Source organism: Waddlia chondrophila WSU 86-1044 (assembly GCF_000092785.1).
Taxonomy (GTDB): domain Bacteria; phylum Chlamydiota; class Chlamydiia; order Chlamydiales; family Waddliaceae; genus Waddlia; species Waddlia chondrophila.
In genome coordinates, this window is sequence record NC_014225.1 from 1,218,053 (window position 1) to 1,241,386 (window position 23,334).

Annotated in this window: 23 protein-coding genes; 17 read left to right on the top strand and 6 right to left on the bottom strand. The window is 44.1% G+C overall.

Annotated elements, in window-relative coordinates; all coding sequences use genetic code 11:
- The 9 genes from WCW_RS05510 to tdh all read left to right on the top strand — a co-directional run bounded on the left by WCW_RS05510 (nucleotide 1) and on the right by tdh (nucleotide 11,127).
- A complete protein-coding gene (locus tag WCW_RS05510) occupies nucleotides 1-2,043 on the top strand; it encodes an ABC transporter permease (RefSeq protein ID WP_013182210.1) in 2,043 nt (680 codons plus the stop codon).
- Nucleotides 2,040-2,711 carry an ABC transporter ATP-binding protein gene (locus WCW_RS05515; RefSeq protein WP_013182211.1) on the top strand — a complete coding sequence of 224 codons (672 nt, stop codon included), beginning with the start codon at nucleotides 2,040-2,042 and terminating at the stop codon, nucleotides 2,709-2,711. The genes WCW_RS05510 and WCW_RS05515 overlap by 4 nt, the downstream gene beginning before the upstream one ends.
- 32 nt (nucleotides 2,712-2,743) lie before the next feature.
- On the top strand, nucleotides 2,744-4,186 hold the full coding sequence (locus tag WCW_RS05520) for a hypothetical protein (protein WP_143876358.1): 1,443 nt from the start codon (nucleotides 2,744-2,746) through the stop codon (nucleotides 4,184-4,186).
- A 51-nt stretch (nucleotides 4,187-4,237) separates the two neighbouring features.
- Nucleotides 4,238-5,281, top strand: a complete 1,044-nt coding sequence (locus WCW_RS05525) for a thioredoxin domain-containing protein (RefSeq protein ID WP_013182213.1) — start codon at nucleotides 4,238-4,240, stop codon at nucleotides 5,279-5,281.
- The gene (locus WCW_RS05530) at nucleotides 5,278-6,252 is read left to right on the top strand and encodes a PLP-dependent cysteine synthase family protein (RefSeq protein ID WP_013182214.1); all 975 of its coding nucleotides are present in this window, start codon (nucleotides 5,278-5,280) and stop codon (nucleotides 6,250-6,252) included. Before WCW_RS05525 ends, WCW_RS05530 begins: the two co-directional genes overlap by 4 nt.
- Entirely contained in the window at nucleotides 6,242-7,390 is a 1,149-nt protein-coding gene (locus WCW_RS05535; RefSeq protein WP_013182215.1) for a trans-sulfuration enzyme family protein, read from the top strand. Before WCW_RS05530 ends, WCW_RS05535 begins: the two co-directional genes overlap by 11 nt.
- Nucleotides 7,387-8,778 (top strand): alpha,alpha-trehalose-phosphate synthase (UDP-forming), encoded by a 1,392-nt coding sequence (locus WCW_RS05540; protein WP_013182216.1) that lies wholly within the window; start codon nucleotides 7,387-7,389, stop codon nucleotides 8,776-8,778. The genes WCW_RS05535 and WCW_RS05540 overlap by 4 nt, the downstream gene beginning before the upstream one ends.
- A 103-nt stretch (nucleotides 8,779-8,881) precedes the next feature.
- Nucleotides 8,882-10,075 carry a glycine C-acetyltransferase gene (locus WCW_RS05545; RefSeq protein ID WP_013182217.1) on the top strand — a complete coding sequence of 398 codons (1,194 nt, stop codon included), beginning with the start codon at nucleotides 8,882-8,884 and terminating at the stop codon, nucleotides 10,073-10,075.
- Between the two features lie 29 nt (nucleotides 10,076-10,104).
- Entirely contained in the window at nucleotides 10,105-11,127 is a 1,023-nt protein-coding gene (gene tdh, locus WCW_RS05550) for an L-threonine 3-dehydrogenase (protein ID WP_013182218.1), read from the top strand.
- A gap of 37 nt (nucleotides 11,128-11,164) precedes the next feature.
- On the opposite strand, the gene WCW_RS05555 is transcribed toward tdh, so the two are convergent.
- The 3 genes from WCW_RS05555 to WCW_RS05565 all read right to left on the bottom strand — a co-directional run bounded on the left by WCW_RS05555 (nucleotide 11,165) and on the right by WCW_RS05565 (nucleotide 14,429).
- Entirely contained in the window at nucleotides 11,165-11,530 is a 366-nt protein-coding gene (locus WCW_RS05555; protein ID WP_041941547.1) for a hypothetical protein, read from the bottom strand.
- Nucleotides 11,531-11,629: 99 nt separating this feature from the next.
- The gene (locus WCW_RS05560; protein ID WP_013182220.1) at nucleotides 11,630-12,022 is read right to left on the bottom strand and encodes a hypothetical protein; all 393 of its coding nucleotides are present in this window, start codon (nucleotides 12,020-12,022) and stop codon (nucleotides 11,630-11,632) included.
- A 70-nt stretch (nucleotides 12,023-12,092) separates the two neighbouring features.
- On the bottom strand, nucleotides 12,093-14,429 hold the full coding sequence (locus WCW_RS05565) for a heavy metal translocating P-type ATPase (RefSeq protein ID WP_013182221.1): 2,337 nt from the start codon (nucleotides 14,427-14,429) through the stop codon (nucleotides 12,093-12,095).
- A gap of 68 nt (nucleotides 14,430-14,497) precedes the next feature.
- Here WCW_RS05565 and WCW_RS05570 point away from each other — a divergent pair, with 68 nt between their 5' ends.
- On the top strand, nucleotides 14,498-15,718 hold the full coding sequence (locus WCW_RS05570) for an F-box/WD repeat-containing protein (RefSeq protein ID WP_013182222.1): 1,221 nt from the start codon (nucleotides 14,498-14,500) through the stop codon (nucleotides 15,716-15,718).
- A 66-nt stretch (nucleotides 15,719-15,784) separates the two neighbouring features.
- Nucleotides 15,785-16,309 (top strand): peptide deformylase, encoded by a 525-nt coding sequence (gene def, locus WCW_RS05575; RefSeq protein ID WP_013182223.1) that lies wholly within the window; start codon nucleotides 15,785-15,787, stop codon nucleotides 16,307-16,309.
- Between the two features lie 52 nt (nucleotides 16,310-16,361).
- Here def and secG read toward each other — a convergent pair whose 3' ends face one another.
- Nucleotides 16,362-16,652, bottom strand: coding sequence for a preprotein translocase subunit SecG (secG, locus tag WCW_RS05580; RefSeq protein WP_013182224.1), 291 nt, complete (start codon nucleotides 16,650-16,652; stop codon nucleotides 16,362-16,364).
- A gap of 5 nt (nucleotides 16,653-16,657) precedes the next feature.
- On the bottom strand, nucleotides 16,658-17,422 hold the full coding sequence (tpiA, locus tag WCW_RS05585) for a triose-phosphate isomerase (protein ID WP_013182225.1): 765 nt from the start codon (nucleotides 17,420-17,422) through the stop codon (nucleotides 16,658-16,660).
- A gap of 64 nt (nucleotides 17,423-17,486) precedes the next feature.
- Between tpiA and xseA the strand changes: the two genes are divergently transcribed.
- The 6 genes from xseA to WCW_RS05605 all read left to right on the top strand — a co-directional run bounded on the left by xseA (nucleotide 17,487) and on the right by WCW_RS05605 (nucleotide 22,582).
- Nucleotides 17,487-18,860, top strand: a complete 1,374-nt coding sequence (xseA, locus tag WCW_RS05590) for an exodeoxyribonuclease VII large subunit (protein ID WP_013182226.1) — start codon at nucleotides 17,487-17,489, stop codon at nucleotides 18,858-18,860.
- Nucleotides 18,857-19,105 (top strand): exodeoxyribonuclease VII small subunit, encoded by a 249-nt coding sequence (xseB, locus tag WCW_RS05595; RefSeq protein ID WP_013182227.1) that lies wholly within the window; start codon nucleotides 18,857-18,859, stop codon nucleotides 19,103-19,105. The genes xseA and xseB overlap by 4 nt, the downstream gene beginning before the upstream one ends.
- 16 nt (nucleotides 19,106-19,121) lie before the next feature.
- Complete coding sequence (locus WCW_RS05600) at nucleotides 19,122-19,964, top strand: NAD(+)/NADH kinase (protein ID WP_013182228.1); 843 nt, start codon at nucleotides 19,122-19,124, stop codon at nucleotides 19,962-19,964.
- Nucleotides 19,965-20,353: 389 nt separating this feature from the next.
- Complete coding sequence (locus WCW_RS09990) at nucleotides 20,354-20,554, top strand: hypothetical protein (protein WP_079891168.1); 201 nt, start codon at nucleotides 20,354-20,356, stop codon at nucleotides 20,552-20,554.
- A gap of 104 nt (nucleotides 20,555-20,658) precedes the next feature.
- On the top strand, nucleotides 20,659-20,799 hold the full coding sequence (locus WCW_RS10275) for a hypothetical protein (protein ID WP_013182230.1): 141 nt from the start codon (nucleotides 20,659-20,661) through the stop codon (nucleotides 20,797-20,799).
- Between the two features lie 220 nt (nucleotides 20,800-21,019).
- The gene (locus WCW_RS05605; protein WP_013182231.1) at nucleotides 21,020-22,582 is read left to right on the top strand and encodes a COG1470 family protein; all 1,563 of its coding nucleotides are present in this window, start codon (nucleotides 21,020-21,022) and stop codon (nucleotides 22,580-22,582) included.
- Between the two features lie 23 nt (nucleotides 22,583-22,605).
- On the opposite strand, the gene WCW_RS05610 is transcribed toward WCW_RS05605, so the two are convergent.
- Nucleotides 22,606-23,328 carry a class I SAM-dependent methyltransferase gene (locus WCW_RS05610; RefSeq protein ID WP_013182233.1) on the bottom strand — a complete coding sequence of 241 codons (723 nt, stop codon included), beginning with the start codon at nucleotides 23,326-23,328 and terminating at the stop codon, nucleotides 22,606-22,608.
- Nucleotides 23,329-23,334: the final 6 nt, after the last annotated feature.

The window sequence follows — 23,334 nt, forward strand, 5'->3', positions numbered from 1 at the left end:
ATGTTTGAGCTGTCGATTGCGTTTAAGTACCTTGTGCCTCGTTGGCGGCAGCTCTCCGTATCCATCATCAGTTTGATCTCCATTCTCGTCATCGCCTTGGTTGTCTGGCTGATTGTCGTTTTCTTTTCCGTGACGCATGGATTAGAGAGAGGATGGGTGGACAAATTGATCGCCCTGACAGCTCCGGTCCGCATTACGCCGACAGAAGATTATTACAATTCTTATTACTACCTCATTGATAGCATTAGCCAGGAATCCGGCTATACAGTCCAAACTATTGGACAAAAGCTGGGAACCCGAAAGACAGATCCTTACGATCCTGATTTCGACCAGGAAATTCCTTATACTTGGACTGCTCCCGACTTAAATCAGGATGGCGAGGTCAAAGATCTGGTCAAACTTGCCTTCAAATCGATTAACAGCATCAAAGGAGTGTCAGCTAAAGAGTATGAGATGACCATCACAAATTTAAAGCTGAACATGATCCGTTCCGAACCTTTGCAGCTATCTGGAAATCCTGACAGCGACAACGATCAGCGCGCCTTATCGCAAGCCATCTATTTAAGTTCATTCGATCCTTCGAATCCGAGCTTGCCAAAAATCATGTTTCCAGTAGCTTCCGCAGATATTGACAACTTGATCCGGACAGTAGAAAATGAACAGGCCGGCTCTCCCGAGCAGATGCGCAGTTCAATGAAGGAAATCTTAGCTACAGTCAAACCGCTTAAAACTCGGACACCGGCTCATGGGCAGCTCATCCCGCAAAAGGCAATCCCCCAAAACTGCCGGCTCAACGTCTGTGTATTGAACTCTGCTAATACGATTCACGCACTCTATCTCCCCCAGTCGGCAGAAGAACTCGACCCTTCCTACGGGACTCCGGCGATATTAGAAAAAGAAAACGACACAATTACAGTGGCAATGCATGAAGGGCATTCCATCCCTTTGGATTCATGGGTGCCTGTCTATCTTCTTGGAAATGCGCAAGGAGAGATCGCACTTGACCCCTCCAGCCTGGAAACTGCCGAGTTTGCCCGCGACATCAAATTCAACACGCAGTTTGCAGTGCAGGGAGTCAATCTTTCTACAACACTTGGGATTGACGAGATCTTAGTGGATCAATTCTCCATAGAAAATGGAAGCCGTTCTTTTTGGGTTTACGACCAAACGATTCCTGAATCGCTTCCGAGCAGCCCTCAATGGGGAGAAGCCATTCTCCTGCCTAAAAGCTGGAGGGAATCAGGCGCTTTAATTGGAGACAGAGGCTACTTAAGTTATCAAACACCTACTGCCAGCTCACTCCAAGAACAAAGAATTCCTGTCTATGTTGCCGGCTTTTTCGATCCGGGAATCCTACCGATGGGTGGGAGAATTCTGCTTGCCAACGACTCTATTGTATCGATCATCCGTTCAGGCAATCTGATGAGCGACTCTTCCCTTTCCAATGGAATCAACGTGCGCATCCCCGACCTGGATGATGCTGAGCCGGTCAAAGCGGAAATTGAAAAAAGTTTTAAAGAAGCTGGAATCGATAAATACTGGAAAGTGCAAACGTACCGAGAGTTTGAGTTTACAAAAGATTTTCTACAGCAGCTGCGCAGCGAGAGAAACCTGTTTACCCTCATCTCCATGGTGATTATTATTGTCGCCTGTTCCAATATCGTTTCCATGCTTATTATTCTTGTGAATGACAAGAAAATGGAGATCGGCATCTTGCGGTCAATGGGAGCGACGTCTAAGAGCATTGCTGCAATTTTTGGACTTTGCGGCATTGTCATGGGGTTGGTTGGCAGCTTAATCGGAATCGCTCTTGCGTTGCTCACGCTAAAAAATCTACAAATGCTCATCGATTTTATCAGCCGCGTTCAAGGGTTTGAGATGTTCAATCCCGCATTTTTCGGCGACACCCTTCCCAATCAAGTGAGTCTGCAAGCTTTGACATTTGTCCTCACCTCCACAGCAATGATCTCTCTTATAGCCGGAATTGTGCCTGCGATTAAAGCCAGTCTTCTCCGCCCTTCAGCGATATTGAGGTCTGAATGATTTTAAAAGCAAAAAATATCCACAAGTCCTTCACACATCCGATCAGAACACAAATATTGAAAGGGATCGATCTAGAAGTGGAGCGAGGCGAAACCGTTTCGATTATGGGGCGTTCCGGAGAAGGCAAATCTACCTTGCTGCACATTCTGGGAACACTTGAAAAAGCGTGCCAAGGTCAATTGGAAATTGCAGGCTTTGACGCAGCGGCATCCAACCAAACAGCGATACGCAGCAAGCATATTGGATTTGTGTTTCAATCATTTCATCTTCTGGAAGATTGCACGACATTGGAAAATGTGTTGATGTCAGCGCGGATTGCACGCCGCTCCACATCGCCAAAGTCAGAAGCTTTCCTCTATGCAGAGCATTTGCTGGAAAAGGTCGGCCTCGGAGAAAGAATGTTTCACAACGTCAAACTCCTTTCTGGAGGAGAGAAGCAACGCGCAGCCATTGCACGGGCGCTTTGCAATGATCCCGATCTAATTTTTGCAGATGAACCTTCCGGAAACCTCGATCAGCGAAATGCTGAATTGATCTATGAAATTCTTTTTTCATTTGTGAGTGATAAGAAAAAATCCCTCATTACCGTTACGCACGACGACACATTGGCAAAGATGTGCCGAACCCAATACCAACTCCAAAACGGCTTGCTGGAAAAGCAGACTTGACAGACTGATTGATTTCCTCTCTAATCATGCATATGGTAAATCGATTAGAAGAAGGCCTTCCATTTTCAGATTCCTTGCTGTGGAAGCTGCAACGAAACGCTTATCAACACAGCGGACCAAGAGCTTGGAAAATTTCAAACAACCCCTATATTGCAAGAGCCTATGCATGGCAAACGATCGCAGCAATCAGAGATTGGCAATCAGAGCTCGATCCTAATGAACCACTCTACATCGTGGAAGTTGGAGCAGGCGCCGGCAGATTCAGCTATCTCTATCTAAAAGAATTGAAAAATCTGCTTCCAATCGAGCAAAAAATCTGTCTCATCATCTCAGATAATGTCGACGAATACCTAAATTTCTGGCTAAAGCACCCCATGCTAAAGCCTTTCATCGAAGAAGGAACTCTCGATTTTGCAAATTTTGACCCCACTAAAGACTCTGACATTTCACTGCCCCTTTCTAAAAAATCAAATCCTCTGATCGCAATTACAAACTATTTTTATGCAAGCTTGCCTAACGACCTCTTCAGATATGAAGAAGGGAAGCTTTACGAAGGATATCCTGTTCTTACTTCCGAAGTGACCAAAGAAGAACTGGAAGCCGACCCTAAAAAGATGAAAAACGTCGACGTCATGTTTGCCCCTAAACCAGTGGAACAACTCCCGAGGTACCCTCACGACCCAGGATTTGACGAGGTGCTGCAATCGTTCCGCACCTGCCTGCCTGATGGGACTCCATTTTTACTTCCAATAGATGCTTTTCGAACAATAAGAAATTTAAAAGCTCTTGCTTCCGACCGTTTGCTAATCATCAACGGCGACAAAGCCTTTCATACACCTGAAGAACTCGCAGCAAACTGCGACCATCGACCTATCGTCACAGATTTCGGAGATGTCAACGTTGATGTCAACGGGTATGCGCTAAAGCTCTATACCCACTATTTAGGAGGGGAAATAGAACAGTATTCCCGTCCCCCTAAAACAGATTACCAAGATGTTTTGTTTACTCATTGGATCATTTCATTCAACAAACCGGGAACACAGTCAAAAGATCAATTCCATGCGCTTTTTGTCAACGGATTCACCCCTTTGGACTGCCACAAACTGATCAATAAAGCACTCTCCGGAGAAGACGCATTCACGGTAGACATGGTCTTGTCCTTATTTCAACTCAGCCACTTCGACCCCCAACTGCTTTATTTCTTTAAAAAATTAAATATCAAAAAATTAGCAACATCTCTGGAAGAGTCAAAATACCACGTCTTGTCAACAACGATGAAAAATGTCAAACAGCACTTGTTCTGGATCAGCCATGAAGATGACGAGCTCACCTATTTATTAGCGCAAATTTTTTATTATATACGGGAATTTGATCATTGCAAACAGCTATTGCACGATCTGATTTTTTTATCAGGCGACTCTGCACAATTTCGCTACTTTCTCGAATTAAGCTATAAAGAATCCACACTGTACTAGATCGTTTAAAAACTCTTGACTTATACAGAATAAATTTCAAAAATCAGAATTATGGACATGCAAACTCATACAAACAGGGATAAAAAGCTTTGGTTGGCAGCCCAACTTGCTGTAATTGCAGGGCTCGTATTGACTATCATCTCTATCCTTAAGTTATGTAGTGCACAGTGTGCAGAAGGCCACAATTGGCGCCTGTTCGGACTCCCCTTTGAAGCACTTGGCGGAACCTTTTTCACTCTTGCCGCCATTGGTCAATGGCTGTCGCGTAAAAATTTGACAATCAGCTACCTACAATTCCTATTCCTAGGAACTGCTGTTGGTGCGGAAATTTATTTTATCTATGTGCAAAAAGTGCACATTGGGAGCTTTTGCCCCGTCTGCCTGGGAATTGCCTTCTGCTTAGCAATTGCATTTATGATACAAGGAATTAGGGTTTATCAATCCTCTCAAGAAATTCAGGAGAAGACAATGCTGACAAAATGGAAAAGTTTAACATCAACCACAGCAATCGGTATCGGACTGCTTGTTGCGTTCTTGGGAGTTACCAAAAAAGACGCCATGCAAGCAGCCCAAAATTCGATCAAAGAGAACATCGCCTTTGGCAATCAAAACAGCAATATCGAAGTGTACCTGTTTACCGACTGGGCCTGTCCTGCCTGCCGCAAATTAGAACCAAATCTTAAGCGCATGGTTGAAAGCATCGACGGAGACGCGAAGTTTTTCTTTATTGACCACGCCATCCATCCGGAAACACTTAATTATGTCCCCTATAACCTGTCATTTATCATTAACAATAAACCAAAATACTTTGAACTGCGCGACATGCTGACCGAACTTTCGAAAACAAATAGCTCCCCTAGCGAAGACCTGATTACAAAAGAAGCCAATCAGCATGGCGTCAAATATACCGAACTCAGCTATGCAGAGATCGCGCTTGCAATCAAATATTACAAAAAACTTGGCGAGAAATTTAAAGTTAAAGGCACACCCACATTGGTGATCATTAATACGGAAACAAAAAAAGGCAAAAAGCTTTCCGGCAACAATGAAATTACCGAAGAGAATCTGGTTAAATCTATTGAAACCTTGAAATGACGACAATCGCAGACACAATCGGCAGCACCCCTTTGGTAAAGCTGCAAAAAATCGTTCCTGTTCCGCATGTGTCTATCTTGGTCAAACTTGAGTTTTTCAACCCAGGTTTCAGCATCAAAGACCGCATCGTCAATCACATCATTTCCGATGCTGAAAAGCAGGGACTTCTAAAACCTGGAGGGACGATTATAGAAAACACCTCCGGCAATACCGGCGCCGCAGTGGCCATGCTGGCTGCAATCAAAGGATACAAAGCGATCCTGACGATGCCGGCAAAAGTGAGTCAGGAAAAACAAAACAGCCTAAAAGCTTATGGCGCAAAGATTGTGGTCTGCCCCACAGAGGCAGCTCCCGATTCTCCTGAACATTATGTGAATGTAGCAAAAAAATTGGAAAAAGAAACTCCCAACAGTTTCCGTATTGATCAGTACGATAACCCAAAAAATTCCGAAGCGCATTATCTAACAACAGGCCCTGAAATCTGGAAGCAAACGCAAGGAAAAATCGACTATTTTATCGCAAGCGCCAGTACAGGCGGAACTATCTCAGGGATAGGCAGGTACTTAAAAGAGCGCAACCCCCAAATAAAAGTTGTGATGCCAGATCCCATCGGTTCCATCTACTACCCTTACTTTAAAACAGGAGCCATTCCCAAAAACGCCAATTGCAACTATCTGCTTGAAGGGATCGGTGAAGATCATCTTGCAAAAGCGCTGGATATGTCTGTAGTTGATGATGTGATCCAAGTCCCCGACAAAGGAGCTTTTTTAACCTGCCGAAAACTTGCAACTGATGAAGGCATCCTTGCAGGAGGATCGAGCGGAGCAAATGTCTGGGCTGCTCTTGAAATCGCCAGTAAACAAACCACTCCCACAACAATTGTCACAATCGCCCCGGATGCGGGAGTAAAATATCTCAGCAAAATTTTCAATGATGAATGGATGAAAGAGCACGTCTGCAATGAAATTTAAAACGCTAGCCATTCACAAAGGGTCTAAGCCAGATGCCGAAACAGGGGCTGTCATGCCGCCTGTCTACTTGACAAGTACATTTGAACAAAACACTCCAGGACAAACACGAGGCTACGACTACACAAGAGGAGGAAATCCCAATTTTACACGGCTGGAAAGCCTCTTAGCCTCATTGGAAAACGGGAAATACGCAACTGTTTTCTCTTCAGGATTAGGGGCGCTGTCGGCAATGGCAGCCATGCTAAAGTCCGGAGATCAAGTGGTCGCCTTAAATGGCCTCTATGGAGGAACCTACCGATTCTTCACACAAATCATGCAGAAGCAAGGAATCGCTTTCGAGGTGATCGACGTTAAGGACATTGATCGCGCCCTCGCTCAAAAACCCGCCTGGCTTCTATTTGAAACGCCGACAAATCCCTTACTGGACATCTATGATATCAAGCGGCTTTGCGCTCATGCAAATGCATTAGGAGTTTTAACCATCGTCGACAATACCTTTGCAACGCCCTATTTCCAAAATCCCTTGCAACTAGGCGCAAGCGTTGTTTGGCATAGTACAACAAAATACATCGGAGGCCATTCAGATGTTGTCGGAGGCGCTCTCATCACCAACAGCCAACAACTCAATGAACAGTTTTCTTTCAACCGTCTGTCAATCGGAGTCAACCCAAGCCCGTTCGATGCATGGCTGACGATGAGAGGGGTTAAAACACTTGCCCTCAGAATGGAACAACATCAAAAGAACGCGCTGGCGCTGGCCGATTTTTTATCCGGGCATCCACTGGTCAAAAAAATTTATTATCCCGGGATCGAGACCCATCCAAACCATGAAGTTGCAAAACAGCAAATGTCCGGATTCAGCGGAATCGTATCAGCAGAATTCAACCTTTCTCTTGAACAAACATTAAAACTGATCAGCCGCTTCTCCTTGTTTACACTTGCTGAAAGTCTAGGAGGAGTCGAATCATTGGTCAATCATCCGGCAACCATGACCCATGCATCAATTCCAAGGGAAAAAAGACTTAAAATGGGAATTTCGGATGGACTGATCCGTTTTTCCCTTGGAATCGAAGATGCTGAAGACCTTATTAAAGATGTCAAAACTCAATTGGAAAAATTTTCTTTGAATCCATCATGAATTCTGAACTTATCGTCGTTTCGAACAGACTCCCCTATTATCAAAATAAAAAGAAAGTATGGAAACGCGCAGCAGGAGGCTTAATCAACGCCGTTGAACCGATCGTCATTGAAAGCAAAGGTACATGGATCGGATGGGACGGGAACGATTCTAAACAATTGACTCAATATCAAGTGAATCAACTGTCTTGTGAAACACGTCAGCTGCCAGACTCTTATAAGATTAACTGCGTTCCTTTGACTAAAGAGGAAGCCAGCATCTATTACGATCACTTTTGCAATGAGACGCTCTGGGCTCTCTTCCACTATTTCTTTGAGAAATGCTCGATCAATGAAGAGTCTTGGAAGATGTACAAAATCATCAATGAACGCTTTGCTGAAATCATTAGCCAAACCGCAGCCAAAGGTGCATCCGTTTGGATCCATGACTATCACTTAATGCTGGTTCCCAGATACTTAAAACTCTTACGACCAGAACTTGATATGCACTTCTTTCTTCACACCCCTTTTCCGCACATCGATATCTATTCGATCCTTCCCTGGGGAAGAGAGATCCTTCATTCCCTTCTTCAATGTTCTTCTGTTGGTTTTCACCATGAAAGCTATTTATCCAATTTTCGAGGGGCAGCAAAACGCTTGAATGTTGAAACAAATGATTGCCAAACATTTACAAATCCGATCAGCATCGACTTTGAACTTTTTGATACTGCCAGCCGCTCACATATCGTCCAAACAAAACAAAGCGCATTCAAAGAATCAATGGGCAACATTCAGATCCTCCTTAGCATCGACCGAATCGACTATTCAAAAGGGATAAAAGAAAGGCTGCTCGCGATCGAGAGCCTTCTTAAATCCAGACCCGATTTAATTGAGAAGTTTGTCTATTACCAGCTGACGATACCAAGTAGAGAAAATGTAGGAAGCTACCAAGAGTTAAAAAAGGAGGTCGATGAACTTGTTGGAAGAATCAACGGCTCTTACGCGACAGAGAAATGGGCTCCTATTCACTACCACTATGGCACTAAATCGTTTGAACAACTTACAGCTATTTATCTAGCCTCCGATATCTGCCTTGTCACTCCTTTAAGAGATGGCATGAATCTAGTCTGCAAAGAATTCATTGCTGCTCACTCTGATGAAAAAGGAGTCTTAATTCTATCTCAATTTGCCGGAGCAATTTCTGAAATCAACGACTGCCTGGCAGCCAACCCCTACAGCATCAACAACCTTAAGCTCGCAATCGAAACAGCATTGGAAATGCCTGAGCCTGAACGTACAGATCGAATGAAAAACATGAGAAGCTCTATTTCCAAACACAACATCCATCATTGGTGGAAAATTTGTAGAAAATATTTCAAATTGTATCCAAGAATCGGAATTTTGAAATAGTTTTGGTCTACTCTCTAGCTTAAAATTAGTGTTTTATGATTTAATATTTGATCAATTTTAATGTTTTTTTGAAGAAAAGAAAGTAAAATTTTTAGGGTTAGCAATGAACCAAGGTTTTTTAGACCAAATCTCCAATCAGATCGAAGAGTTAAAGGGATCAGGACTGTACAAGGAAGAATACGAAATGACTTCTCCTCAAACATCTGCGATCACAGTAACTGGTGAAAAGAAAGTATTGAATTTCTGCGCCAATAATTATCTTGGGCTCGCAAATCATCCGGAGGTTGTGGAAGCTGCGAGGGAAGGGTTTGCTAAATGGGGCTTTGGCCTTGCTTCTGTAAGATTTATTTGCGGCACGCAAACCATTCATAAGGAGCTGGAAGCATCTATCTCAAATTTTTTAAAAACAGAGGATACCATTTTATATTCCTCTTGTTTTGATGCCAACGGAGGGCTGTTCGAAACCTTGCTTGGTCCTGAGGATGCCGTGATCAGCGATTCTTTAAACCATGCAAGCATCATTGACGGCGTACGCCTCTGCAAAGCAAAGCGATTTCGCTATAAAAATAATGACATGGCCGACTTGGAAAACAAGCTGAAAGAAGCAGAGGCCCAAGGTGTTCGCTACAAGTTAATTGCAACTGATGGTGTTTTTTCCATGGATGGGATCATTGCAAATCTAAAAGCGATCTGCGACCTCGCCGATCAATATGAGGCCCTTGTTATGGTCGATGATTGCCATGCAGCCGGCTTTATCGGAAAAAATGGACGGGGAACCCATGAACATTGCGATGTGATCGATCGAGTGGACATCATTACAGGAACTCTTGGCAAAGCATTAGGCGGAGCCTCCGGCGGCTACACCTCAGGGAAAAAAGAGATCATTGAGTGGCTTCGGCAACGTTCAAGGCCATATCTTTTCTCCAACTCTCTCTGCCCAGGAATCGTTACCGCATCTCTTAAAGTTTTCGACATCCTTTCCTCCTCCAGCCATCTCAGAGAAAAACTCAAAAAGAACAGCATTTATTTTCGAGAAAAAATGGAAGCCCTTGGATTCACACTTGTTCCAGGCGAACATCCGATCATTCCTGTTATGCTTGGCGACGCCAAATTGGCTCAAGAATTTGCTGCCCGCATGCTTGACCATGGCATTTTCGTGATTGGATTCTGCTATCCTGTTGTCCCTAAAGAGCAAGCAAGGATTAGAACACAAATGTCAGCAGCTCATTCAATGGAAGATTTGGATAAAGCAATAAAAGCATTTGAAATTGTAGGTAAAGAGCTAAACGTTATATAATAGTCAATCTACTATAATACGGTAATGTTATGAAAAGTATATTAAAAAAGAAACCTGAAGTTGGGCTATGGATGGAAGATTCCCCTTTCCCAACATGCGGTGATCACGAAGTTTTGATCAAAATCCGCAAGACATCGATCTGCGGCACAGACCTGCATATCTATCAATGGGATCAATGGGCCCAAAAAAACGTTCCGGTTCCTTTAATCGTCGGGCACGAGTTTGTCGGAGATATTGTTGAAGTCGGCAAAGCTGTCAAAGGGCTTAGTATTGGCGACAGAGTCAGCGGAGAAGGCCACATCACATGCGGCCACTGCCCGAATTGCCGTAAAGGATTGAAACATCTCTGCATCAATACACGTGGAATCGGCTATCATAAGACCGGTTGTTTTGCTGAATATTTTGCACTTCCCGCAGAAAATGTCTTTGTTCTACCAGAAAAAGTTGAAGACCGCATTGCAGCCATTTTCGATCCATTTGGAAATGCCGTCCATACAGCTTTAACCTTTAATCTAACCGGTGAAAATGTTTTGATTACAGGAGCAGGCCCTATTGGAGTGATGGCTGTTGCAATCGCTAAAAAAGCTGGGGCAAGAAATATCATCATCACCGATATCAATGACTACCGTCTCGATCTTGCAAAAAAAGTTGGCGCCGATGCTGCAGTGAATGTTTTAAACACCTCTCTGGAAGACGCGATGGCTGCTCTGGAAATCCGGCATGGATTTACCGTTTGTCTTGAAATGTCAGGAAATCCGCAAGCATTTGCCACTCTTTTACATCATGCACGCCATGGAGCTAACATTGCACTATTGGGGATACTTCCTCCAAATACCGTGATCGACTGGGATTTGGTGATCTTTAAGATGTTAACGATCAAAGGGATTTACGGAAGAGAAATCTTTAAAACGTGGTTTCAAATGGTTGATCTTGTTGCTAGCGGACTTGATTTAGCTCCAATCATCACTCACGAATTTGATGTCGATGACTTTGAAAAAGGTTTTGAAGCGATGCAGTCTGGCAACTGTGGAAAAGTGATTTTAAATTGGTAGAAGGGAAGGGATAGTCATCCCTTCCTCCAAAAGAACTCTAGGCAATCAAGTTGGCGATAGGGCGCGCAAAAATTGTTCCACGAACAATTTTCTCATGAGGTTTGATTGATTGTGCGAAATCTGAAGCCTCACTTAAGAGTCTGCCGCCAACATTGCGATCAGCAATATGTTGGACATTATCGAGCATCCGATAACAATCAAACAGAGCAAGCGCTGTCAACCCCATTACAAACAAGCCTACTGGGCCACTGAAAAGGGCGCTTGCGACAGTTGCTACAATTAAAGCAACAGTTGCCACTTTGCCCCATTGGCAAGCTGTGCTCAAATTTCCTGCATTCTTAAAGTTAGAATTTCCTGTATAAGCAGCTTTAAAGTCTGCTGCTAAATCATTAATAATTGCCATTAATAACTCCAAATGTTTATTTAAAAATCCTAAATAAATAGATATTCTAATAAAAATAAAATATTTTAGCAATTTAAAAAAAATATTCCAACAATATGACTATATCGATTGATAGATGCCGAAATCATCAGCAACTTTGCGTGTTTTAAGGTAATCGTCCGTGTCGATCACCTCTTCCCCATTCACTGTGAGATAAAATTTTTGAATATGAAGATTCTCATTTCTGAGCGCTTTAGTGAACAGCGCAGTTTGACCGGGCTTGTTGTGCAACTTAACAACAACAACATCGTTATGCTCAAATGGAATCTTATGTTTTTTTAACGCCTCCTTGGTTTTCGCAGGCTCATCTGTAAGGAAGCTTAACATTGCATACCCATTATAAGATTGCCCCATCAAAGCGTTGATATTAATTCCTGCATCTCCAAGAATTTGCGCAAGCCATTGGATTCCTCCTGCTTGATCTGTCACCTTCACCGTAAACTGAATAGCCAATCAACAATTCTCCTTAAAAAAGCTTGAATATCCTTTAGAATTTTAAAATATCCAAAAAAATTAAATTCCGCTACCGAATTCTGCGTGCGTTGAATAAAACCATTAAACTGCTGAGCACCATTGCAGCAGCGGAAAAAATTGGACTCAGATACCCCGAAACTGCAAACCCAATTCCAATGACGTTATAAAAAAAAGCCCAAAATAAATTCTGTTTGATCACCTTGCGCCCTTTTCTTGCCAACACATGAATCTTTGGCAAAACTTTGAGATGGTCTGTTGTCAATAAAATATCTGAAACCTGAACCGAAATATCTGAAGCTGTAACGACTGAAATTCCAACATGTGCTCCGGTCAGTGACGGCGCATCGTTAATGCCGTCTCCAACCATTCCCACAATGCAGCCTTCTTCACGGAGCCTCTCAATCATCTCCCTTTTTTCCAAAGGGGTCTGCCTCCACTTCCATTCATCAAAGCCGCACTCTTCAGCAACCTGCTCAACAGAGAGTTTCCCATCTCCTGAAAGAAGGATTCTTCTTGCAGGCTTCATCGCTTCGACAACCTCCTGGGCCTCCTCTCGTACTTGATCGCCAAGCAAAATGGTTCCGATCAGTCTGTTTTCTTCAGAGAAACACACTTGAGTGCCTGCTGAGACAGCCTCATTCTCAGCAGCAACGCATCCTGTCCATTCCGCATGGCCCAAACGGTAAATTTTTCCATTAAAAACGCCTTCTATTCCCTTGCCGGCAATTTCCATCACATCATCTAACAGCTGTGAAGAAGAAAAAATGTCTCGATCAATGGCCACAGACACAGGATGATTGGAGCGAGAAGCCAACCCTTTCAAAATCGGCAAAAATGCTTTTGGAATTGTATCAAGGCCACGTAAAACTTCGAATTTGCCTTTAGTGATCGTTCCTGTTTTGTCAAAAACCATTGCTGTTTCCCTTCCTAAATCAGGTAAACAGCCTCTGTTGCGCACGATAGCTCCAAGAGTTGCCATTCCATTCAACAGTTGAGACTCAGCCAAGGGAGCTGCAATGCCAATAGCACATGGACAAGAGATCAATAAGATAGAAATGCCGCGGACGATCGCCGCCTCCCAAGACAACCCATTTAACCAACACCCGAAAATTGTTCCGGCAGCAATCGCTAAAACAATCGGAATAAACCAGTTAACAATAGGATCGACAGCTCGCGTATACACACTCTTATGGCCAATATCTTGCTCCACCATTTGAATAATCCGCTGAAGCGCTGTTTGTTTTTCTGTCGCCGTCGCTTGATAGACCACAGATCCATTAACGACAACTGTTCCTCCTAAAACACTGTCGCCAATCTCTTTTGGAATAGGAACCGATTCTCCTGTCATCAAAGACTCGTCGCAAGCTCCTTTTCCTGAAACAAGAACCCCATCCAACACAATTTTTTCACCTGTATGCGCCACTAAGAGATCGCCAGGCTTCATTTCTTTCAATGGAATAAAGGCTTCCCTTCCATCCTCGAAACGCTTTCTTCCTCTTTTAGGAACAGCCCTGGCTAATCGGATAAGGGAATCCTTCGCTGAAAATTTTGCCCGAGTTTCTATTACTTTTCCTAAAAGGACAAACGCAATGATCACACACATCGAATCAAAGTAGACATACTTGCTTCCTTGGCTCATTTCATAAAGCGATAAACCAAAAGCCGAGCTCACTCCGATTACGATAAGCGCCTCCATTCCAATAACGCCGACAGAAAGGGCTGTAAAAAACCTTCTAAAAATCGGCCAAGCGCTAAAAATCAACACAGGCAAAGAGGAAAAAAGCGATAGCCAAACGAATAGGCTGCTGATCCCTGTCTCGTCAGCAGTAAAATAGGCGGCATAAATCGGATAGGAAAACATCATGATATTCGAACTGAAAAAAATTGCTACAATCAGCCGTAAATACAAACTTCTACTCACTTGTTTTTTTCCAGCTGTTTCAATCGGCTGTGTTTCATATCCCAACCGTTCGATCGCCTGAATCAATGTCTCTTTAGAGACATAACGAGGGGCATACTCAATAGAAGCCAAGTCCGTTGCATAATCCACAACGCAATTAAGCACCCCCTTTTTTTGAAGAAGAATTAACCGAATCACCTCCGCACAAGCAGGACACCACATATCCCCAATTTCTAAATAGAGCCTGTTTTTTTCCTCTTCAGAAACTTCAACTCTGTTTTTCCTTAGTTGCTCCATCAAAGCAGGATTTGAGATCAGACCAGTAGCCACAGCTTGCTTGAAAATTGGCGTATCCGCATAACCCTCAAGTTGATTAGACGCCGATAATATTTTGAAGACAGCCCGGCACCCCGCGCAGCAAAACGCGTTTTCTTCTTCAACGACCTTTCGGCCTTCAATCTCTTGAGCACATAACGAACATTGCATTTCAAATAGTCTTTGACAAAAAAAATCTTATAGAGATTGAATGATAGCAAAAGAGAGGGATTTAGCCAATGCAAGCAAGCCTTCATCTTAACAATCTCGACAACTATGCGCTTTGCCATCTATTCAAATGGCTCTCCCCTGAAGATCTCTCAAGAACTTCAGCTGTTTGCAGACGTTGGAATGCAATCGCAAGAGATCATTTTCTCTGGAAGCCGTTTGTTGAACAAAAATTAAGTCCATTCCCAAAACCTCCAGAAATGCCCTATTGGAAACACTACAATCAACACGCTCCCGGACTGGTATTTCGCTCGCTAAGCGTCCTAAAAGGAGAGATTTTCAGCGCATGGGGAAAAACAATTTTCGTATGGAAAATGCCGTCCATTGGAGGGGATAAAAACTACGACTGCATCCGCACAACGACTTCTCACACAAGCACAATCACAAGCTTTGCCCTTTGTCGACTTGGTTTAACACATCTGCTCATTACCGGATCATTGGATAAAACCCTGCAAATTTTTATCCCTCAAGCACACAGCCGCCACTACCGCGCTATCCAGACCCTTCACGGGCACACATCCGCAGTTTCGAAAATTGCATGCCTTGGAGATTTTATCCTTAGCGCTTCAACGGAAGGAGAGGGATGTTTATGGAAATGCGATACCGTCAGTCAAAGGTACACTTCCTTGCAAATGAATGAGAAACTGCATTCGAAAGGGATTAAGCTGCTAAAAACAGCATCTCATATTTTTCAATTCATCACTGTCGGAAAAAACAACTGCATCAAATTTTGGTCTGTTTGCGGAGGAAAAATCAAAAAACAACAATCGATTAAAATCAAAGACGAAGTGATTTCATCGATTGCCTATTGTCATTTCAACCCTATGCTGCTAGCCGGAACACAATCTGGAAAGCTTTTGTTCTTTAAGAAGGATCGATCGTTTCAATACACGCTTGTAAGAGCTATCGATGCACATCAAAGCGAAATCTCTGCAATCACCCTCATCCGAAGAGACAATTTTCTACTGACAGCAGGCAAAGATAAACGTGTCATTATGTGGGAAAAAGCATTCAATCCCAAAGACGCGACAGCCGTAAAAATCATCCACACAACAGAGCATGCGCATCCCAGGCACTTATCAGTCACAATTTCAAATCGATCAAGAAAGATCAGCAAAATTCTATATCCTGCCGGCAACAGCCTCTGTATTCTATCATTTTCTACCGATCCGATCAAAAAACACTGTGTCACAGCTACAGAACCTCACGAACAAAGAATAATATACGGATAGATTCATCGATTTCGACAGAAAAATTGAAATAGAAATAAATTCAAAGCCAATGATAATATAGGACTTATGAAACTAGAACTTGCGTACTACGGCGACCCGTTTTTAAGAAAAAAGTGCAAACCAGTTGAAGAAATCAACAACGAAATCAGAGAGCTGGTGGAGAATATGGTAGAGACATTGGTCGAATATAACGGGATCGGCCTTGCAGCACCGCAAATAAAACAAGATCTCCGCTTATTCATCACTGCAGTTCCAAAGGAACTTCCAAACGGCGATTGGGAACAAGGAGAATTGATCGTTTTCATCAATCCGGAAATTGTTTCCTACAGCGAAGAAACAGAAGACCGTCAGGAAGGGTGCCTTTCCATTCCTAAGCTCTACGGAAACGTCAATCGGCCTGTTCGCATTGTCATTAAGGCAACAGATATGGAAGGCAACGTATTCGAACGGAAGTTCGAAGGCCTTCAAGCCAGGTGCTGCCTCCACGAAAACGATCACATCAATGGAGTTCTCTACATCGACCGCATCAGAGGAAAGGAGCGCAAGCTCCTTGAACCAAAATTGCGGGAAATCAAGAAGAAGTTCTCTTAGAAGAATTCTTTCTTATACCGAATCAACTTCAAGATTCGGTATAAATGTCGAATTAAACCGTTTCTTCTATTGTTGATGGCTCAACCTCTTGAACAGGTGTTCTCCCCATTGCAGATGTCCAAAGAGAAAGCAACACACAAGAAGCTAAGAAAATGACAGAAAGCCAACCTGTAAATCGTTTCAAAACATCAGCTGTCGAGGTTCCAAAAAGCGAATCACCTGTATCACCGCCAAACGAAGCGCCAAGTCCGGAAGACTTGCTCTCCTGTATCAAAATCACAAAACACAAAACCGCGCTAAGGATCATGAAAAAGATTAAAGAAAAAATGTAAATGAGTGTCATGAAAACTATCCCTTCATCGTCTGATAATTAACTATTTGAGCAAATGTTTCCGGATCCAGCGAGGCTCCGCCCACTAAAACGCCATCCACATCGCTCTGCTCCATCATCACGCGCGCGCTGTCCGGTTTTACCGACCCTCCATAAAGGATGGAAATGCCTTCGGAAACCTCTTCTCCCCATAACATTTTAACCACGGAACGGCAAAAAGCATGGGCGTCCTGCGCTTGGCCTGGAGTTGCAGTCAAGCCGGTACCAATTGCCCAAACAGGCTCATAAGCAATCACAGAACGGGAAACCTGTTCGGAAGAAAGGCCTGCCAAGCTATCGGATAACTGTTCGTGCAGAACTTCTTCGGTTTTTCCGCAACTCCTCTCCTCTTCTGTTTCTCCGATGCAAACTATCGGGCGGAGTCCGCTTTCCAAAGCGCGCTTCACCTTCCTATTGATGAAAGCATTATCTTCACCAAAGCAGCGCCGCCTTTCAGAGTGTCCTAAAATGACAAACTCAGCTCCGGCATCCAACAGCATTTTCGCAGACACTTCTCCTGTATAAGCACCCTCTTCTGCGTCATGCATATTTTGGGCTCCAATCAAGAGGTTCGTCCCTTCGGCCTGCCTGCTAAGGAAAGCGATCAAAGGAAACGGAGGAGCAAGATACACTGTATGCGGCGCATCGGATACGGCAGAAGCAAATTTCGACAGAAAATCTTTCCCTTCCCTGCGGTCTTTGTACATTTTCCAGTTTCCAGCGATGATCACTTCCCGCGGCATCTGAAACTCCTTGTTTTTGAGAGGATAATCATATACCCTTTTATCACGAAATTCAAGTAGAAAGATGACATCAAAACTATCACAAGATCTGCCCATTTTAACAGTTTCGCAGCTGACAAATGCCATTAAGCATCAGTTGGAATCGACTTTTCCCTCTATTTGGCTGCAAGGAGAAGTGAGCAATTTTAAAAAGCACTCTTCCGGGCATCTCTACTTTTCGCTCAAAGATGGCCAGGCGCAAATTTCTGCTGTGATGTTCCGCGGCCACGTCCAATCTTTGAAGATGATCCCTAAAGATGGCGACCAAGTTGTCGTTTACGGAGGAATCAATGTTTTTGCTCCCAGCGGAAAGTACCAAATCAACGTGCAGACGCTGCGTTTGGCTGGAGTTGGAGAACTTTTGCTAAAACTAGAAGAATTAAAAAAGGAGCTGCATCAACGCGGCTGGTTTAGCCAGGAGCATAAAAAACCCCTCCCAAAATTCCCCAAAAAAATAGGAATTGTGACCAGTCCGACAGGAGCTGCAATCCGCGACATGCTCAACGTGCTGAACCGCCGGCATGGCGGCTATCACATCCTCCTCAATCCAGTTAAAGTGCAAGGAGAGGGAGCGGCAAGCGAAATCGCTCGAGCCATTGAACAGTTCAACGAACACAAGATGGTGGATGTGATCATTGTCGGCAGAGGCGGTGGAAGTATCGAAGATCTTTGGGCCTTTAACGAAGAGATCGTAGCAAAAGCGATCTTCGAAAGCTCCATTCCAATCATTGGAGCCGTGGGACACGAGACAGATCATTGCATCGCCGAATACGTTGCAGATGTCAGAGCGCCCACTCCTTCGGCTGCTGCAGAAATTGTCGGAGGGGAAAAAGCGCAGCAGATCGAGTTTCTTATTCAAGCTCAAAAGCAATTAACGCAAAATCTGAGGAGGCAGCTGCGCCAATGGTCGACAAGATTGCAGCAAATTCTTAAAACACCTTTAATGTCTTCCCCTTACGCCCTAATTGGTCCCTGGCTGCAATCGATGGATGACGCGCGCCTGAACGCTGACAGGGCAATTAAACACGTCATCCGCAACCAAAAAGTGGTGCTCAAGTCCCGATTTCAGATGCTGCAATCACTAAAGCCTACAGCAAAAATCCTTCATTTCCGCCAGCGGCTGGAAAGCTTGACAAAACAGTGCGATTTAAATATCTCCGGTCTGCTAAAACAAAGAGAGGAGCGGCTGAAGCGGGTCGCTTCCGCTCTTCAGTCAATAGACCCTAAAAACCTCCTCAAAAAGGGGTACAGCATCCTCTTCTCCAAAAAAACAGGTTCCGTTATAACAACAATCAAAGCCGTCAACAAGGGAGATACTGTCAAAGTCCTCCTATCGGATGGAGAAGCTTTAGCTCACATTTCTCACTCAATCTCAAGTAACCAAAGTAAACGTTTATGACAAAAAAAGAACCTGATTTTGAAAAAAATTTCCAGCGTTTGGAAGAAATTTTAGAAGCGATGAATTCAGGCGAAGCCGGCCTTGACAAATCTTTGAAACTCTATGAAGAAGCCAACGACCTTATTATTGCCTGCGGAAAACGGTTGAACGAAGCAGAACAGAAGATTGAAAAACTGATCAAGCAAAGAGATGGAGAGTTGGCGTTGTCTGACGATGGCGCGCCTGCTGTCGAATCTTTCGAATAACTCAAGGTAACACTCAATGCACGTCTTCATTTACCGCAACCGCCTGAAATCCCAATCGAAGAATATCGCTCTCGGGATCATGGAGTATCTTAGCTCCCACGGCATCAATATTGTCATGGACAACGAAGATGCCGAAATCTTCGACACAGCTCCCCTGTCAGAGATCGATCCGAAGAAAGTCGATTTTTCAATTACTTTGGGCGGAGACGGAACGATTTTACGGGCAATCCATTACTTCCCCGAACTCAATGCTCCCATCCTGGGAATTAATCTGGGAAGCCTCGGGTTTATGGCAGACATCCCAATTACTGAAATTTATCCCTCTCTGCAAGAAGTTCTGAAAAACAACTATCAGATTCAGGAAAGGATTATGATGGAAGGCTCGGCATTTAAAGATGAAAAATGCCTGGCTGTCAACGAGATCACATTTCACAGAGCAGAAAACTCAAGCCTCGTCGACCTCGCGATTCACGTTGACGGGATCTATCTAAACACTTTCGCCGCAGATGGAGTGATCATTTCGACTCCTTGCGGATCGACAGCTTATTCCCTTGCAGCGGGAGGGCCGATCATCACTCCTGAGCTGGAAGCTTTCGCTCTGACACCAATCAGCCCTCATACAATCTCAAACAGGCCAATTGTCCTGATGCCCAATAAGGAAATTCAGGTGCAATACATTAGTGAATTAAAACCGATCGAGGTAAACGCTGACGGACTGTATCAACACAAGCTTAAAACAGGCGAAGTGTTTCATATTCGACGATCAGAGCGAATGTTCCGCATCATCTGCCTTCCGCAAAACGACTATTACTCAACGCTAAGAACAAAATTAGGTTGGAGCGGCAAGCTTAGGCCTTAAATCGCCTACACGCTCCTGGTACCCAACCATGAAAATTTTCGGTTCAAATTCTCATGGTTGGGTACTAGATAGTGTCGTCAAATTAGCTAAATGATTAAATAAAGGATGGGGAAAAGGATTCATCGGTCTGATGAAAAATCCTTCAGCAATCGATACTTTCGAGATGAAATCTAAAGAAAAAGTTTTTTATTCACATATCCTTGTGGTTCTGAATCTTAGAAAAAATACCTTCTATTTTATCAAAAAAAATTAAAATTCTACTGGAAGATTTATTTGAGAATCCTTATCAAAAGAAGTTAAAACATTTTAACTCGAGACTGACTAAAGGGATGTGAAAGGTTGTTCAAAACACAGCGAGAACGCTTTGCATGTCTGATAAGGAATATTACATGAGAGTTATGCAAATGATGGCGACAGTGATGACGGCAGCCTTTTTACTGGCTGGATGTTGCAGCGACCCTTGCGATCCCTGCTGCGATCCATGTCCAAGGCCCTGTCCAAAACCCTGCTGCCCAAAGCCATGTCCGCCAAAACCTCATTGCCCAAGCCCTTGCCCATCCACTTGCGATGGAGGAGGGAGTTGCTGCTAATGCAACAGATCGATTGCAATAGAAAAGGTCTGCACTTGCGGGTTTTAGCTGGATATTTATTTTTCATTAACCAACCAAAAAGCACTATATAGGAGGCTTATATTATGAAATTCCTAGGTTCTATTTTAGCTCTTGCTGTGACAGCTTTCGCTTTATCAAGCTGCGGATGCTGCGATCCTTGCGGCGATCCTTGCTGTGATCCATGTCCAAAGCCATGTGATCCATGCGAACGCGGCTGCTACTAATCAGGAATTAATCTGATGAAAGAGGTGCTGCACTTTTCTCTACTGTGCAGCACCTTGTTGTCCTTGTAGCGGGTGCTGACGGCTACACAACCGTTATTTGTAGTCCTCTGTTCCCTTTAGAAGGAGCTACCCCGCTTTTTTCAATTTCCAAATGGGGAAAAGCGGACTGAGGGGAAGAACTAACTTTTTTACTATGACTTTTTAAATAAGGAGTCGCTAAATGAGAAAACAACTAGGAATTTTAGCCTCAGTACTACTATTGAGTGCTACAACGTTGTTATGGACGGGGTGCTCCAACCGTAGCGGATCGTGTGACCCATGCGGTCCTGTAAGCGAATGCGGTCCATGCGGTCCTGTACGCGAACAGGTCAACCCTGACCCATGCTGTGAGCCGGCATGCAAGCCTCCAGTTAAGTGCTGCTATCCAAGCAGCAACCAACTGAAGTGTCTTGATGGCATCACAGTGAAAGCCAGAAACCCTAAAATGTGCATGTTGGGAGACCAATATTCACTTGACTTCGATGTCGAAGCTTGCGACGATGTGTGCGACGTTACAGTTACTACGCATCTTCCCGAGGGGGTAAATTATGTTCGCAGCGAGCCTCAAGCGAAAGTTGAAGGCCGCAAACTGACATGGGACTTCGGTTCTATGAGAAAAGGCGAATGCCGCCCAGCCAGCGTATGGGTAGAGTGTGAATGTGAAGGCGAGCTATGCGCATGTTTCTGCGCTTCTGCAACGCCAGTAAGATTCTGCTCCCTCCTTTGCGCCAAGCCGATCCTGACTTGCCAAAAGTGCGGTCCTGAAGAGGTCTGCCCTGGCGATCCAATTAATTACACAATCACAGTGACCAACAGAGGAAGCTGCACAGCTGAAGATGTTGTCTTGACAGACAACCTTCCTGACGGAGTCCAACACTCCAGCGGCTTAAGAACTCTGACGTACAAGCTTGGCTGCCTAGCTCCTTGCGAAACGAAAAAGGTCAACATTTGCGCAACTGCGTGCACTCGCGGAGAAGTTTGCAACACTGCTGTCGTTTCAGCATGCAATGCCGACTCTGTCTCTTGCCAGTGGTGCACATGCATCTGCTGCTGTGATTGCGAAGTTGTTAAAGTTGGACCTAAAGAAGTGCAAATCGGTAAAAATGCTGATTACCAGATCACAGTGACTAACACTGGTGATAAGCCTTTGACAGACGTCGTAGTTTCCGACTGTGCGCCAAATGCCACTTCTATTGTCTCTGCTAATGGAGCAATGATTAATGGTAACCAGGCTGTTTGGAGGCTCCGCGAGCTGAAGCCAGGCGAGAAGGTTTCGTTCAATATCACATTGACAACCTGCACGCCAGGATGCTTCACGAACCGCGTATCTGTAGACAACAGCCAAGGCTGCAAGTGCTGCGACGACTTCGTCACTCGCTGGAGAGGACGTCCTGCTCTTAACGTCTGCATTTGCGATACAGAGGATCCAGTATGCGTCGGCGATCCAACAAGCTACTGCATTACAGTGGTTAACCAAGGATCTGAGCCGGATGATAACGTTCGCGTTGTTGTGAGATTCCCTCCTGAAATTGTTCCTGTCAGCGCTTCTGGCGACTCACACGGCACAGTTGAAGGAAATACGGTCACATTCGCTCCTTACGATAACTTTGGCCCACGTCAAACGCTGAAATTCCGCGTTGACGCCAGAGCAAATCGTTCAGGCGATGGACGAGTGCTAGCAGAAGTCACTTCTGAGTCTATCACAACTCCGATCGTTCAACAGGAAAGCACAATTGTGAACTAAAACAATAGCAGCGGGTGGGTTTCTCACCCGCTGTTTTTTATACATAAAAACAGCTGCCGATCCCCTTCTTTTTTCCAGGAATTCCCTAAATAATCATTCCATACATTAACCACCGAAAGCCCTGCATTGCTTAGCATCTGCTCAATTACGTCTCGATCATAAAGCTTGACCCGCTCTTCATAGGCACGGCCAGGAAACTGAATCTGCTTGTAAACACAATCATCTTTGATAAATCTCTTCACCTCGACCTCTTCCCCGTCAACTAATAAGGATTCTTCTTCTACAAGATTCTGCTTGACGGAATAGGGATGCAAAAAATCCAAGAAAAATCTCCCATCATCCTTAAGCCTTTCTCGAACAACAAAAAAAACTTGGCTGTTCTTTTGATCATCGCTAAAGTATCCAAAAGAGGTAAATAGATTTGCAACAAGATCAAATCTTCCGATATCAGGCAAAGAAAAGAGATCCGCAACCAAAAATGAGACATTAAGTTCTTCATACTCTAAGGCTCTTTTTCTTGCCTTAGCAATCAAGGCTTCAGAAAGATCGATTCCTGTCACTTGATGCCCTTTCAATCCAAACGCTATCGAATGCCTGCCTGTTCCACAAGCAAGATCTAAGACCGTTTTGCTTCCGCTGCATCCCGCAGATCTTCGAATAAAATCAACTTGTTTGCTCGCCTCACCCATCGTTCGATGAGAATAGAGCTTAAGATAATCCTCGTTAAACCATTTTTTAAACCACACGATTGC

Coding starts and splice junctions, on each gene's coding strand:
- def (WP_013182223.1), top strand. CDS start 15,785: ATGAAACTAGAACTTGCGTACTACGGCGACCCGTTTTTAAGAAAAAAG.
- WCW_RS05525 (WP_013182213.1), top strand. CDS start 4,238: ATGGACATGCAAACTCATACAAACAGGGATAAAAAGCTTTGGTTGGCA.
- WCW_RS05565 (WP_013182221.1), bottom strand. CDS start 14,429: ATGCAATGTTCGTTATGTGCTCAAGAGATTGAAGGCCGAAAGGTCGTT.
- WCW_RS05605 (WP_013182231.1), top strand. CDS start 21,020: ATGAGAAAACAACTAGGAATTTTAGCCTCAGTACTACTATTGAGTGCT.
- WCW_RS05570 (WP_013182222.1), top strand. CDS start 14,498: ATGCAAGCAAGCCTTCATCTTAACAATCTCGACAACTATGCGCTTTGC.
- xseB (WP_013182227.1), top strand. CDS start 18,857: ATGACAAAAAAAGAACCTGATTTTGAAAAAAATTTCCAGCGTTTGGAA.
- WCW_RS09990 (WP_079891168.1), top strand. CDS start 20,354: ATGAGAGTTATGCAAATGATGGCGACAGTGATGACGGCAGCCTTTTTA.
- WCW_RS05600 (WP_013182228.1), top strand. CDS start 19,122: ATGCACGTCTTCATTTACCGCAACCGCCTGAAATCCCAATCGAAGAAT.
- WCW_RS10275 (WP_013182230.1), top strand. CDS start 20,659: ATGAAATTCCTAGGTTCTATTTTAGCTCTTGCTGTGACAGCTTTCGCT.
- WCW_RS05510 (WP_013182210.1), top strand. CDS start 1: ATGTTTGAGCTGTCGATTGCGTTTAAGTACCTTGTGCCTCGTTGGCGG.
- WCW_RS05520 (WP_143876358.1), top strand. CDS start 2,744: ATGGTAAATCGATTAGAAGAAGGCCTTCCATTTTCAGATTCCTTGCTG.
- tdh (WP_013182218.1), top strand. CDS start 10,105: ATGAAAAGTATATTAAAAAAGAAACCTGAAGTTGGGCTATGGATGGAA.
- xseA (WP_013182226.1), top strand. CDS start 17,487: ATGACATCAAAACTATCACAAGATCTGCCCATTTTAACAGTTTCGCAG.
- tpiA (WP_013182225.1), bottom strand. CDS start 17,422: ATGCCGCGGGAAGTGATCATCGCTGGAAACTGGAAAATGTACAAAGAC.
- WCW_RS05515 (WP_013182211.1), top strand. CDS start 2,040: ATGATTTTAAAAGCAAAAAATATCCACAAGTCCTTCACACATCCGATC.
- WCW_RS05530 (WP_013182214.1), top strand. CDS start 5,278: ATGACGACAATCGCAGACACAATCGGCAGCACCCCTTTGGTAAAGCTG.
- WCW_RS05555 (WP_041941547.1), bottom strand. CDS start 11,530: ATGGCAATTATTAATGATTTAGCAGCAGACTTTAAAGCTGCTTATACA.
- WCW_RS05545 (WP_013182217.1), top strand. CDS start 8,882: ATGAACCAAGGTTTTTTAGACCAAATCTCCAATCAGATCGAAGAGTTA.
- secG (WP_013182224.1), bottom strand. CDS start 16,652: ATGACACTCATTTACATTTTTTCTTTAATCTTTTTCATGATCCTTAGC.
- WCW_RS05540 (WP_013182216.1), top strand. CDS start 7,387: ATGAATTCTGAACTTATCGTCGTTTCGAACAGACTCCCCTATTATCAA.
- WCW_RS05535 (WP_013182215.1), top strand. CDS start 6,242: ATGAAATTTAAAACGCTAGCCATTCACAAAGGGTCTAAGCCAGATGCC.